At 37.2% G+C, this 12,325-nt stretch carries 13 protein-coding genes; 10 read left to right on the top strand and 3 right to left on the bottom strand.

Annotated elements, in window-relative coordinates:
- Positions 1 to 123 precede the first annotated feature (123 nt).
- From WQ54_RS35330 to WQ54_RS23595, 6 genes are all read left to right on the top strand, one after another.
- A complete protein-coding gene (locus WQ54_RS35330; protein WP_046587905.1) occupies positions 124 to 690 on the top strand; it encodes a beta-L-arabinofuranosidase domain-containing protein in 567 nt (188 codons plus the stop codon).
- The gene (locus WQ54_RS23615; protein ID WP_046587903.1) at positions 666 to 1,556 is read left to right on the top strand and encodes a beta-L-arabinofuranosidase domain-containing protein; all 891 of its coding nucleotides are present in this window, start codon (positions 666 to 668) and stop codon (positions 1,554 to 1,556) included. The genes WQ54_RS35330 and WQ54_RS23615 overlap by 25 nt, the downstream gene beginning before the upstream one ends.
- A 671-nt stretch (positions 1,557 to 2,227) precedes the next feature.
- Entirely contained in the window at positions 2,228 to 4,723 is a 2,496-nt protein-coding gene (locus tag WQ54_RS23610; RefSeq protein WP_052737936.1) for a DEAD/DEAH box helicase, read from the top strand.
- 177 nt (positions 4,724 to 4,900) lie between these two features.
- Positions 4,901 to 6,523, top strand: coding sequence for an FMN-binding glutamate synthase family protein (locus tag WQ54_RS23605; protein WP_046587901.1), 1,623 nt, complete (start codon positions 4,901 to 4,903; stop codon positions 6,521 to 6,523).
- Between the two features lie 207 nt (positions 6,524 to 6,730).
- Positions 6,731 to 7,138: a hypothetical protein gene (locus WQ54_RS23600; RefSeq protein WP_046587900.1), complete on the top strand. Its 408-nt coding sequence runs from the start codon at positions 6,731 to 6,733 to the stop codon at positions 7,136 to 7,138.
- Positions 7,139 to 7,191: 53 nt separating this feature from the next.
- A complete protein-coding gene (locus WQ54_RS23595) occupies positions 7,192 to 8,343 on the top strand; it encodes a methyl-accepting chemotaxis protein (RefSeq protein ID WP_052737935.1) in 1,152 nt (383 codons plus the stop codon).
- A 71-nt stretch (positions 8,344 to 8,414) separates the two neighbouring features.
- On the opposite strand, the gene WQ54_RS23590 is transcribed toward WQ54_RS23595, so the two are convergent.
- The gene (locus WQ54_RS23590) at positions 8,415 to 8,537 is read right to left on the bottom strand and encodes a hypothetical protein (protein WP_046587898.1); all 123 of its coding nucleotides are present in this window, start codon (positions 8,535 to 8,537) and stop codon (positions 8,415 to 8,417) included.
- 197 nt (positions 8,538 to 8,734) lie between these two features.
- Here WQ54_RS23590 and WQ54_RS23585 point away from each other — a divergent pair, with 197 nt between their 5' ends.
- From WQ54_RS23585 to WQ54_RS34380, 4 genes are all read left to right on the top strand, one after another.
- A complete protein-coding gene (locus WQ54_RS23585) occupies positions 8,735 to 8,938 on the top strand; it encodes a hypothetical protein (protein ID WP_046587897.1) in 204 nt (67 codons plus the stop codon).
- A gap of 12 nt (positions 8,939 to 8,950) precedes the next feature.
- Positions 8,951 to 9,244 (top strand): spore coat protein, encoded by a 294-nt coding sequence (locus WQ54_RS23580; protein ID WP_046587896.1) that lies wholly within the window; start codon positions 8,951 to 8,953, stop codon positions 9,242 to 9,244.
- Between the two features lie 156 nt (positions 9,245 to 9,400).
- Complete coding sequence (locus tag WQ54_RS23575; RefSeq protein WP_046587894.1) at positions 9,401 to 10,105, top strand: 2-phosphosulfolactate phosphatase; 705 nt, start codon at positions 9,401 to 9,403, stop codon at positions 10,103 to 10,105.
- A 333-nt stretch (positions 10,106 to 10,438) separates the two neighbouring features.
- The gene (locus tag WQ54_RS34380) at positions 10,439 to 10,576 is read left to right on the top strand and encodes a hypothetical protein (RefSeq protein WP_197089658.1); all 138 of its coding nucleotides are present in this window, start codon (positions 10,439 to 10,441) and stop codon (positions 10,574 to 10,576) included.
- Between the two features lie 343 nt (positions 10,577 to 10,919).
- Here WQ54_RS34380 and WQ54_RS34905 read toward each other — a convergent pair whose 3' ends face one another.
- Together WQ54_RS34905 and nagA are read right to left on the bottom strand one after the other, a co-directional pair.
- The gene (locus WQ54_RS34905) at positions 10,920 to 11,012 is read right to left on the bottom strand and encodes a putative holin-like toxin (protein WP_231597625.1); all 93 of its coding nucleotides are present in this window, start codon (positions 11,010 to 11,012) and stop codon (positions 10,920 to 10,922) included.
- A gap of 146 nt (positions 11,013 to 11,158) precedes the next feature.
- Entirely contained in the window at positions 11,159 to 12,319 is a 1,161-nt protein-coding gene (gene nagA / locus WQ54_RS23570) for an N-acetylglucosamine-6-phosphate deacetylase (protein ID WP_231597634.1), read from the bottom strand.
- Positions 12,320 to 12,325 lie beyond the last annotated feature (6 nt).

Below are 12,325 nucleotides of genomic sequence, written 5' to 3'. Positions count from 1 at the left end.
CCCTTGCACTATAGAAGAGAGAGATCGATATGACATGTGGGCATTAATTCTTCTATTAAAAGTATTAGTTGTCTATATGAGTGCAGTACTGATGAAAGAATAGAAGAGGTCATCTATAAGACTGTGAAAAATTTTGATAGACATATAGATATGTTCACCATTATTAATTGGGCGTCCACAAGATGGTTCGAAATGCTCATTCCTATCTATTGGCTTTTCGAAAGAAGAAAAGAAGACTGGTTAATCAAACTAGCGATTAAATTAAGGGCTCAAGGATTTGATTTTAAGGTTTTATACGAGAATTGGCCTTATGAAAACCCGCAAGCATTTGGCCACTGGAGCCAAATGAATCATGTCGTAAACCAAGCGATGGCAATAAAATCTTTAGCTCTATTTAGTAGAATCAGCAAAAAAGAGGAAGATAAAAAATTTGCAGAATTGATGATGCAAAAATTATCTGATTGTCATGGCACTGCTGCAGGTATCTTTACTGGAGATGAATGTCTTTCGGGTACAAGCCCAATACAAGGAACTGAACTATGTTCTGTAGCTGAGTTTATGTATTCATTAGAGCATCTCATTCAAATAACGGGAGATATGAAATGGGCAGACAAACTGGAATATATCACTTATAATGCCCTGCCTGCTGCAATTAGTCCTGATATGTGGACACACCAATATATCAACTAGTCAATCAAGCTGAATGCAGCAGAATTGAAGAAGGAAACCAACCCTTCAGCACGAATAATGGAGAAGCTCATCTTTTTGGACTTGAGCCACATTTTGGATGTTGCACATCAAATTTCAATCAAGCATGGCCTAAATTTGCTTTGTCTACATTTATGGATACAAACAATGGGATAGCTTGTGTAGCAATTGCTCCGTCAAATGTGGAAACAGTTATTAACGATGTTCAAGTAAAAATAAGTCTTTCTACAGATTATCCTTTTCATAATAAAATGAATTTCAGCGTCAAAGTAAGTAAACCAGTTGAGTTTGCTTTTGATATAAGGATTCCAGCCTTTTGTTCGAGCGCAGCAGTTAATGGTGCACATGCTGAAAGTGGAGAATTCTATACTATTTCAAAGACTTGGAACAACGAAGAAACAATTGAAGTCTCACTTCTTTTTGAGACAGAATTTATCGAAAGACCTGAAAATATGGTAGCAGTTAGAAGAGGGCCGCTTTTATACAGCATCGCTATTGATGAAGAATGGAAGATGATTGATTATGGAAAGGAAGAAAAATTAAGATTGTTCCCTCATTGTGATTATGAACTATTTCCCTTATCACAATGGAATTATGGATATGCTGACAAAAAAATAGAATATACATTTAATGGTATAGGTCCTATTCCTTTTAGTACAAAAGAATCTCCAATAGAAGCAAAAGCAAAACTAGTTGAAATTGATTGGCCTAAAACAAATGGCATTGTTGCAAAAGTGCCGGCAGATCGGAAACCTCTTAGCGAAAAAAAAGTAGTAAAACTGTTGCCATATGGATGTACAAACTTGAGAATGACAGAAGTTCCTTTTATCCATTTTAGCAAGGGGTAATGGAATTAAATGAAGTTTAAGGTACATTCTATAAGCAATGATGAAACCTATTTTTTTGATATTTGCCTTGCATTAATGAAGGGGAATAGCCATTTCATTTATTCTTATCAAATTAATTAACCCAAAAGTCTCGCCGCTTAAAAGCTATTGAGGCTTTTTTCTTTATATGAAACTTTATTAAAAAGTTTTCTTGCTTTCTTTTAATAAAATCTACGACCACTTTTACTCCTATCCATTTCCAACTTGTTTAAAGGTATGGTCATTTCCTGAATGATATCCTTGCATACAAATACCTTCTAAAGATATTATTAGAAAGTATTTCCTGAAAGATTTATATCAATCCTATAAATAACGCTATAATATATAAATAAAATAAAAGGATACTACCATTAGTTGAAATTTTCTCGAAGTAAGGGTTATACAGTAATAAAATGGAATAAACAATCCGATCTTCCATACGATTACGATTACATGGGATAACATGCCATAAATCGTAAAAAATAAAGGAAGACTTTTAAAACTAACCCGCCCATTCCTATGGCAGTCGCCTGTCTTGGACATCCTACCTTTTGTCGGATCTTTACAAGTTGTTATCTCCCGCTTTATTTTAAAGTGAGGTTCATACAGTTCGTTAAGATTGAAAAAATATAAAGCATTATAAGGAGTTTGCAATGGACGATTTTTTATCAAAACATTACCAAAAAGCTATTGAGCGCACGAAAGAAATGGCGTTTAACGATCTATATAAATTTCTCGAAGAAAAAGAAAGCCTGCCTACCTATGAACAATACCTTAGAGAAAGAGGGCAATATCTTGATCAAATCTGGTTAAATGCCTGGCTTAATTCGACAACCAGCCATGCCTCTTATACTGAAAAGAAATCATATCTATCTGAAAATGGCTTTGATCTCGAGGGGTTAAGCAAAAAACAAATCAATCAAATGTTTCGCAATGAAATAAGAGAGATAAAACCATTTGACTTATTGGGCTGGCTTGACGACACGTTTTTAACCCAAATAGAAAAATGGGAACAACAATATGTTCAGGCAAGGGAAGCATATCTTAGCCGAATGAAGCTTCAGCACCAACGAGAGGAAAGGAGGAAATATCTCCAAAAGCTTGAGTATTATATCGATAAACTGCTTGATGATCATTATGAGGATCTTTACCTCTATGTCCGTTATTTACTTGGCTCCCATCTTGCCATTGAGATAGAACAAAGAGGGATCATTCTTTCATCTGAAGATATCCTCTTTGCTACATATTTAGAACATGAACTCGACCAAGCCTATAACAAAAATCGCTTTTATGATGATATAACCGATAAATATGAAGGACTCATTTCAAGTTATTTGCTTGACTTTGGGACAAATTGGCTAAAGGAAAATCTTTCTGTCCACCTTTTTGAGGAATACAAGAACATATATCATAAAGCTTTACCTGATTCCATCATAAAGGAAACAGCATTTCAACTGTTTGTAGAACTTGGTCAAGAATTTTATGAAGATTTGTTAGAGGAATATGTATCAGATCTTACAAGATTACTTGACATTCCATTTGATCTTAAAATACATCAAGAGCAGTATGAGAAAGATCTTTCTGAAAGAGAACGAAAAGCAGTTCAGGAGTTAGAGGAAATCAGACGGCGAAAAGAAGAAGAGTCAAGGATGATCGAGGATATTTTCGGCAGAGAATACAATCCTCCTGCAGGACGTAATATCCAATATGTTCTCCATGTTGGCGAAACCAATACCGGTAAAACTTTTCAGGCGATTAAACGAATGAAAGAAGCGAACAGCGGAATCTATTTAGCACCGCTTCGCCTTTTAGCACTTGAAATTTATGATACGTTAAATGAAGAAGATGTTCCTTGCTCGTTGAAAACAGGTGAGGAGGAGAAACTGGTTTTGGATGCCAATCATCTAGCATGTACGGTAGAAATTTTTCATGAAAAAGATTTCTACGAAGTAGTTGTCATTGATGAGGCGCAAATGATTGCAGATAAAGATCGCGGTTTTTCATGGTATAAAGCCATCACTAAAGCAAATGCAAAAGAAGTCCATATCATATGCAGCTTTAACGCCAAACCAATGATTCTTCAGCTTCTTGGTGAATCAGATGTTAAGGTTTATGAATACATGCGAGATATTCCCCTTGAAGTGGAATCAAAGGTTTTCCAGCTCAGCCATACTCGTAAAGGAGATGCACTTGTTTGCTTTTCGAGGAAACGTGTACTCGAGACAGCTTCAGAGCTGCAAAGAAAAGGACGCAAGGTGAGTATGATTTACGGCAGTATGCCTCCAGAGACAAGAAAAAAACAAATGCAGCGGTTTATTAAAGGAGAAACAAACGTCATTGTAGCTACTGATGCGATTGGAATGGGGTTAAACCTCCCGATTAGACGAATTGTTTTTTTAGAAAACGATAAATTCGATGGTACAAGGAGAAGATGGCTTACTTCACAGGAAGTCAAGCAAATTGCCGGACGGGCAGGACGCAGAGGTATTTATGATATCGGAAAAGTGGCGTTTACGGGCAATATCAAAACGATGGCACGGCTTCTAGAAGAAGAGGATGAACCACTTCAAGGATTCGCAATCGCTCCTACTTCAGCTGTACTTGAGCGTTTTCAAAAATACTCACGTAAGCTTGGACTGTTTTTTTCCTTATGGGATAAATTTTATAGTCCGGCAGGAACAAAGAAAGCTTCATTGTCTGATGAAAAACTATTATACGAGATGATTGAGGATTCAGTGATTGAGGCCAAGCTCTCAATCGCCGATTTGTATAGCTTTCTGCATCTGCCATTTTCAGCAAACGAACCTTCCCTGAGAGTCCAGTGGAAGCAAAAGCTGCAATCGATTGTAGATGGGGAAGAATTACCAGAACCGGTTGTAAAGGAATCTGGTCTTGAAGAGCTCGAATTATCATATAAATCAGTGGGTCTCCATCTCTTATTTTTGTATAAACTCGGGAAAAACACTGAAGCTCACTATTGGGAAAGAATTCGAATCGATATTAGTGATAAGATCAATGACCAATTAAAAAAAGGAGTACAACTAAAAAAAACATGTAAACATTGCGGTAAAAACCTTCCGCACCATTTTAAATTCCAAGTATGTGATGAGTGCCATCTCATACGTAAAGGAAGAAAAAATGTCTTCTAACATATGCCTCTTTTGGATAGCAGGACCGATAATGATTCGGGCCTGCATTTTTTTATGGCTTTGAATAAACATCATGCTATTCGAATGGATATTTATTCCCTAGTTGCGAATCCTAACAATAAGCCAGCTAAAAATGCATGAATGCTGTAAATACATTGCCGTAAGGGAGGAAATAAGTTGAATATAGCGAATGTCTTAACAATTATTGGTTTTATTTTTTGTACGGTAATTCTGCTTGCCTTGATAATCACAGCCATTTATTTGTATTTTATAGACCGAACGCAAAAGCAGCATCCGATTCTCCGTAATTATCCTGTGATAGGACGAGTAAGATATTTCTTAGAAACGATAGGTCCTGAGCTGCGTCAATATTTATTTAACAATGATCTAGAGGGCAAGCCTTTTTCTAGAAATGAATACCAGCATATTGTAAGAAAAGCAAAATATAAACGTGATGTCTTAGGGTTTGGCTCGCAAAGAGATTTTGAAGAAGCAGGATTTTATATTAGAAACTCGATGTTTCCAAAGCTCACAGAAGAGATCAAAATGGATCGAAAAACAAAAGAAACAACAGAACGTTATTTACTCATAAAAGAACCTTTATTTACACAGAAAAAGGAATACCTAGAGAAGGAAGAATCACTTGTTTATTTACTTGATGATGACGACGCGATCGTTATTGGGCAAAATTGCAGAACCCCGTTTATTGTTAAAGGCCAGATTGGCATGTCAGCTATGAGTTATGGTTCATTGGGTGACCGAGCCATTACAGCTCTTTCTGAAGGACTGGCACTTGCGAAAGGTACCTGGATGAATACAGGGGAAGGCGGCATTTCTGATTACCATTTAAAGGGCGGCGTTGACCTTATCATGCAAATTGGACCTGGACTATTCGGGGTTAGAGATAAAGAAGGGAATTTCAGCTGGGAAGCTTTAACGGAAAAAAGTCAAATTCCTCAAGTGAAGGCATTTGAAATCAAGTTGGCTCAAGGCGCGAAAACACGAGGAGGACATATTGATGGGGAAAAGGTAACAGAGGAAATTGCTAGAATTCGGATGGTCGAACCTTTTAAATCAATTGATAGTCCAAACCGGTTTCGAGAATTTGGCGACTTTCCATCCTTATTTACCTTTATCGAACGAATCCGTGAGCATACAGGCAAGCCAGTCGGAATGAAGGTAGTTATTGGGAGCAAGGAAGAAGCTGACGAATTAGCAAGAAACATAAAAGAAACAGGTAAAGGACCGGATTTTATTACAGTAGATGGCGGAGAAGGGGGAACAGGTGCTTCCTATCAAGAACTGGCGGATAGTGTTGGCTTGCCAATCAAATCGGCGTTACCGCTAATGGATCATGCCCTTAAAAAATATGGTGTTCGTGACCAAGTAAAAATCATTGCCTCTGGTAAACTGTTTTCCCCAGATCTAGTCGCTATTGCCCTTGCTATGGGTGCAGACCTTATTAATATTGCTCGCGGATTTATGATTACAGTTGGCTGTATTCAAGCACAAAAATGTGAATCCAATGCATGTCCAGTTGGAGTAGCAACAACAGACCCAGATCTACAAAAAGCACTTGTGATCGATGAAAAAAAATATCGGACAGCAAATTATTTAATATCCATGCGTAAAGGTCTATTTCGAGTTGCTGCAGCAGCTGGTTTGGACTCTCCGGTACGTTTTAAACCTGAACATGTTGTTTATAAAGATGAAAAGGGAAGGGTTTACTCTTTGGATGAAATTTATGAATCCATCGTTGAAAAAGATAAGCCATTACAACTTGTAAAAAGTTCAATTTGAGACCACCTTATTGGTGGTTTTTTCTATTTATTGCGTTCTTTATAAATTTTAAGCAGTAATTTCCATTAAACAAAAACTCTTCCTGCCGATATTAATTACAGGAAATAAAACATTAGGAGGCATTTGTTTTGAAAATAAAAGGAAAGCTCATTACTTTGGTTTCAATCTTAATAGCCGGGCTGCTTATTATAGGTGTTCTCGCATTTCTTGAACTGGAAAAAAAACGAAAAAGCATCCCTTGAAATACAAAAAGAGCAGGATATACAGCTGATTCTAAAATCATTGCAATTTAGATTCACAGGGATTTCGAATGATGAGAGGGCATTTCTCCTTACAGGAGATATGGAACTAGTTGCCGGAATTGAGGAGAAATCTAAAGAAATTGAGGCCTATTTTACTGAACTCGAGAGTAATCCAATTCTTGAACGTTCAGAAATAGAAGCCATAAATGAGATGAAAGATAACCTCTCAGTATATGGGGAAGCGAACAAAGAAATGGTAGATACCTATCTAGGTGGAGAGCCTCAAAAAGCCAAAACCATTCATATGGAGGAACAAAGAGGCATCCGCAAAGAGCTTGAGATCCCAGCATTAACAATTTTATTGATAAATTAGCAAAAAAAATCGAGAACAAAAAAAACCTTTTAAATGAAAAACACCAAGTGGCAATGATCATTTTATTTACCGTTATCGCATTATCTATCATTGGTGGATTTATTTTTTCTATATTTCTCTTGAGATCTATTTTGATCCCTTTACAAATAGTACATATACGTCTAAAAGAAATTGCCGCAGGAGAAGGAGATCTTACTCAAAACATTAAATTAGATTCACGTGATGAATTAGGTGAAATCGCTTGGTCATTTAATCAAATGATTGGCAAGCTTAGAGAGTTAATTAAACAAGTAGGGGATCATGCTGGACAAGTAGCAGCCGCTGCAGAGCAATTAACCGCCAGTGTAGAGGAATCAACCGGTGCTAGCGAGCAGATTTCAACAACTGTTCAACATGTTGCAGTGGGAATAGATAAGCAAAACCAAAGTGTCAAAGAAACAGCTATGACAATTAACGATTTATCATCTTCTGTAGGGACCATCTCGGCTAATTCACATGTTGTTAATACTTCTGCATTACATGCAGTGGATAAGGCACTCAACGGAAATAAAGCAGTTGAAACAGTTGTAAGGCAAATGAATGATATTAATGATTCTGTTACCCATCTTTCACAAGAGGTAAAGCTCCTTGGAAAACGCTCATCACAAATAAATAAAATGGTTGAAGTCATTACAGGTATTGCCAAACAAACAAACCTACTAGCATTAAATGCAGCAATTGAAGCTGCAAGAGCTGGGGAACACGGCCGCGGCTTTGCAATTGTTGCAGATGAAGTACGCAAATTAGCTGAGCAGTCTGCCGCTTCTGCTGTACAAATCTCCCCATTAATATCATCTATTTTGACGGATACAGAACAGGCTGTTCAATCAATGGATGATACAACAAATAAAGTAGCTGCAGGTATCAGACTAGTACGTAATGCAGGAAGATCCTTCGAGCAAATCGAACAAGGAGTTCTTGAAGTCTCTTCACAAATTCAAGAAGTAACCTCTGCAGTTCAAGAAATGTATACAGGGACAGAACAAATTGTTCATGCTATGAAAATAATTGATGAGACGTCAAATTTGACAGCTGCAGGAACAGATAGCATGTCTGGAGCAGTTGAAGAACAGCTTGCATTTATGGAAGAAATAAGTGCATCCTCAGCTTCCATATCAAAAATGGCGGAAGAACTCCAGGAATTAATTGGTAAATTCAAAGTGTAAACTTTCTATTTATAGACCCACTCAGGTATAGGTGGGTCTTTTCGTTAAGACATGTATCGATTTGTACAAACTTATTTGTTTCTTTTTGCTCCTGCATTAAGTTTTTTAGGGTCATCTGCCTTAAAAGCTGTCTCTGTTTCATGATCATTTTTTAATTGTTCAAGGCTTGAATTTTGTATTCCTTTTTTCGCCATAATATCACCGCTTTCTAAAGAGAATATGGATAGAAGTCATTCTTCCTTTTTTAGTCTGACTCTGAAATAGGGGATTATTCAAAAAGGAACAATTTCCAATTGTAAAACATTTGCTCTTTAGAAAGAACAGGGGATAAAAACAAAAGCACAGATTCATACTATCACTGTACTAATAGAAATTTTTTGGCGGTGAGAAAATGACAAGACTTACGACAAAAGAGCTTGCATTTATTGAGGATGAAATTAGAGCTGAAGAAATTGCTGCAAAAACAATCAATTGGTGTGCTTCATTATGCAATGATAAAGAGCTTCGAGACGCTCTTGAACAAATAGCAGAAAATCACCAATTAAAAATAGGAGAGCTTGCGCAATATTTTAACAAGTCAGGAATGATCCAATAAGGAGGTCGGAACATGCCTAATAATATGGCAGGTCGAGGTTTAACAGAACGGGAAATGCTGCAGCTATGTCTCGAATTAGAAAAAGGAAGATGCCGAAGCATAGCCGGGACAATGTTGGAAACGACTCATAAAGAATTACGGGATGTTTTTACGCAATGTTTTGAAAACGCAGCCCAAAACCAATTTAAGCTCTTTGAGATCATGAATCAAAAAGGTTGGTATAAGACTGAACTTGCATCAATTGAACAGATTGGTAAAGTCCGAGAATTAATGCAAAATAACTTACACCCTGATGATCAATTTTAATAATATCCTTACGAGCTAGCCCTATATCCATTTACGGATAAGAGGGCTATTTTTATTTTTAATAATGATTCTCCAAGTAAAATACATGTACTATAGTAAAAATAATGTTCCTGGGTGAATATACTTCATTATCATGTTAAAAAACGGGGGAATAAAATGCTTATAACTATCTATCAAGGAAATGATCAACGTATGAAACCCTCTGATGTCAATGTTGTCATTGATGTTATCCGGGCATTCACTGTTGCCCACTACGCATTTCTTAAAGGTGTAAAGGAAATTTGGCTTGTTGGATCCGTTGAATCTGCGATAAATTTAAAGGAACATTTTACTGATATCCTCTTAGCAGGTGAAGTGAGAGGCTTGCCAATCTCCGGTTTTGATTTAGATAATTCTCCAGCTACAATTGCCAATCATAAGGATCTAAACGGGAAAGTACTTGTACAAAAAACTACAAATGGTGTGAAGGCTGCTCTTAATGCTTTAAACGCAAAAGAAATTTATGTTACCGGGTTTTCAAATGCGAAGACGACTGCCGAATATATTAAAAAGAAATGGACAAATGCCGAGAAACAAGTCGAAATTAATATTGTTGCTTCACATCCGCTCGGTGATGATGATCTGGCCTGTGCCGAATATTTGAAAAATATAATTGAGGAAGACAAGGACTGTCTATCTAAGGAAGAAGTGATAAACCGTATTCAAAGGTCATGTGTGACAGAAAAGTTTTTTGATCCTGAACAAAAGGAGTTTAATCCTGTAGATATCGAATATTGTGTACAGGAACTGAATAGTCCGTTTATCATGAGGATTAATAAAACACGTCAAATACCGACGATCGAAAGGGTAGATATTTACTAATATCTGCCCCTTTTTTTTGAATCGTCGAACCAAAAGTTAGCAGTACTCGACTTCTTAACTTACAAAATTCTACGACACTATAAAGCTGCCAATAGGGAATGGGTTAAATGCTGTCGAAACTTGTTTTCAATTAGTCTTTGAAAATGTAAGCGTTTTCTATTATAATAAAAGTGGGTTGGATGGCATGTGTGGCCGTCAAAGTATTTGGCGTAGGTGGGGCCGATACAATCATTAGCGGGAATAGTGACTAAAATTTAAGGTTTATTGAAACATAACTTTATAACATAAAAAATGGTCGCCTAAGAATGGAGATATAGTGAAGGAGGTATGAATATGACGAAAGAATGTAAATTAACATTATCTGATTTTGTAAATAAGGATCGATTTGAACTTAACTCTTACCTTACGTATTTGTTCAATGAATATTATGATAATAAGCTGCAAGCAAAAGAAAAATATGTAAAGCAATAAAGCGAGACTTCCAGCAGTGGGGTTTTGACTGCTGGTTAGCGAGTATTATCGGATCTTTACGGGCAGTTATCCCCACAAAATCTTCATAATCTGTATTGAATCTTACAGCTGGATATACTGCCCGTTAAGATTACAACGAGGGTATACTTGCCGCTAAGATAAAGTTATTTAAATCCATAAATTTATTGAAGAGATAATCATTAATTGTAAGGAAATCACTCTGTCTCTTAAGGGTCAGTCCTTTCCAAAAATACTACTATTATGGAAGTCTAAATCCTATATAGTGTGTTTAAAGGAGTACTGGCCCTTTTTTGTATAAAAAAATAACACGCAGGCAGCGTGTTCAAGAATTCTTATCATTATCTTTCGTTCCCAGAATGGCGATAACAAACATCCCAAAGCTAATCATAAGTGATAAAACTTCAAATGTACTCATCCTTATCCATCGCCTCCTTATATTCAGCCTTCCCCGAACAAGGCTTGTCCTATACAAACTTTTTGCAGAGAATTCCGGCTATAAGGAGGGAAAAGTATTCGATAACTTAGTGATCTCATATTAAAGAAAACGGTGGAGAAAAAATCTTATTGTGCTTTAAGAGATAATCCTATTTTTCCGCAAATCATCGTCCATTTCACATTGAATTTTTCATCAAGCAGGACAAGATCCGCATCAGCATTAGCAGCTATTCTTCCTTTTGTTTTCAAACCAAGAATGTCAGCCGGCGTTCTTGTTGCCATCATGACGGCATCCCAAAGCGGGATCCCGCTTTCAACAGCTTTTTTTAAGGCTTCATTCATTTTAACGGTACTTGAAGCTAATGTACCATCCTTTAATCTTGCTACCCCATTTTCTACCTTTACTTGATGTCCTCCAAACAAGTAGTCACCATCACCAAGCCCCATCGCTTGAAGGGCGTCGGTAATCAGCGCAACACCTTCAGGACCTTTCATTCTGTGCATCAAACGAACAATGGCAGGGTGGAGGTGAATGCCATCTACAATTGCTTGCAAGCTAACATGGTCTCCCTCAAATGCTGCTATAATAAGCCCTGGTTCGCGATGATGAATGGGCCTCATGCCATTGAAACAATGGGTAACATGGCTAGCACCAAGCTGGAAAGCCGCCTTTGCTTCTTCATAGGTCGCATCGGAATGGGCTAAAGCCACGATAATTCCCTTTGCTTTTAATTCCTTTACAAGCTCTATTCCACCTGGCAGCTCTGGCGCAATTGTAACCATTTTGACAAGATCACCTGAATGAACCAGGATTTTTTCCATTTCTTCAAGATCAGGGTGTCGCAAAAAATCTTCATTTTGCATCCCTTTTCGTTTTGGGTTAAGATAGGGCCCTTCCAAATGAAGTCCTGTAATTTGAGCACCAGGTTCATTGCCAATAGCCTTCTTTACATTGCTTATCATTGTCAGCAGTTTGTCCAATGAGGAAGTGACAGATGTAGCAAGAAAGGAAGTACATCCAGATTCTGCACATGCCTTTGACACTTCATAAATGCTGTTCACAGAGCCATCCATCATGTCATGACCGTTTGCCCCATGAATATGTAAGTCGATCATGCCTGGTATTAACAGATGCCCATTCCCATCAATACATTCAATATCACTTGGCAAAGCTTCATTCCTGGTTGTTACATTTTGTATCTTTCCATCCTTTACGATAACAGTTCCATTTGAAATCAAGCTATCTTCTGTTACAATTTGTACATTTGAGATTGCGATTCTTTGCACCAACTT

This window comes from Bacillus sp. SA1-12, assembly GCF_000981385.1.
GTDB lineage: Bacteria > Bacillota > Bacilli > Bacillales > Bacillaceae > Metabacillus.
Note: the sequence above shows the minus strand (reverse complement) of the source record. Positions and strands in the feature narration are given on the sequence as shown.

Coding starts and splice junctions, on each gene's coding strand:
- WQ54_RS23610 (WP_052737936.1), top strand. CDS start 2,228: ATGGACGATTTTTTATCAAAACATTACCAAAAAGCTATTGAGCGCACG.
- WQ54_RS23595 (WP_052737935.1), top strand. CDS start 7,192: ATGATCATTTTATTTACCGTTATCGCATTATCTATCATTGGTGGATTT.
- WQ54_RS23590 (WP_046587898.1), bottom strand. CDS start 8,537: ATGGCGAAAAAAGGAATACAAAATTCAAGCCTTGAACAATTAAAAAAT.
- WQ54_RS23585 (WP_046587897.1), top strand. CDS start 8,735: ATGACAAGACTTACGACAAAAGAGCTTGCATTTATTGAGGATGAAATT.
- WQ54_RS23580 (WP_046587896.1), top strand. CDS start 8,951: ATGCCTAATAATATGGCAGGTCGAGGTTTAACAGAACGGGAAATGCTG.
- WQ54_RS23575 (WP_046587894.1), top strand. CDS start 9,401: ATGCTTATAACTATCTATCAAGGAAATGATCAACGTATGAAACCCTCT.
- WQ54_RS34380 (WP_197089658.1), top strand. CDS start 10,439: ATGACGAAAGAATGTAAATTAACATTATCTGATTTTGTAAATAAGGAT.
- WQ54_RS34905 (WP_231597625.1), bottom strand. CDS start 11,012: ATGAGTACATTTGAAGTTTTATCACTTATGATTAGCTTTGGGATGTTT.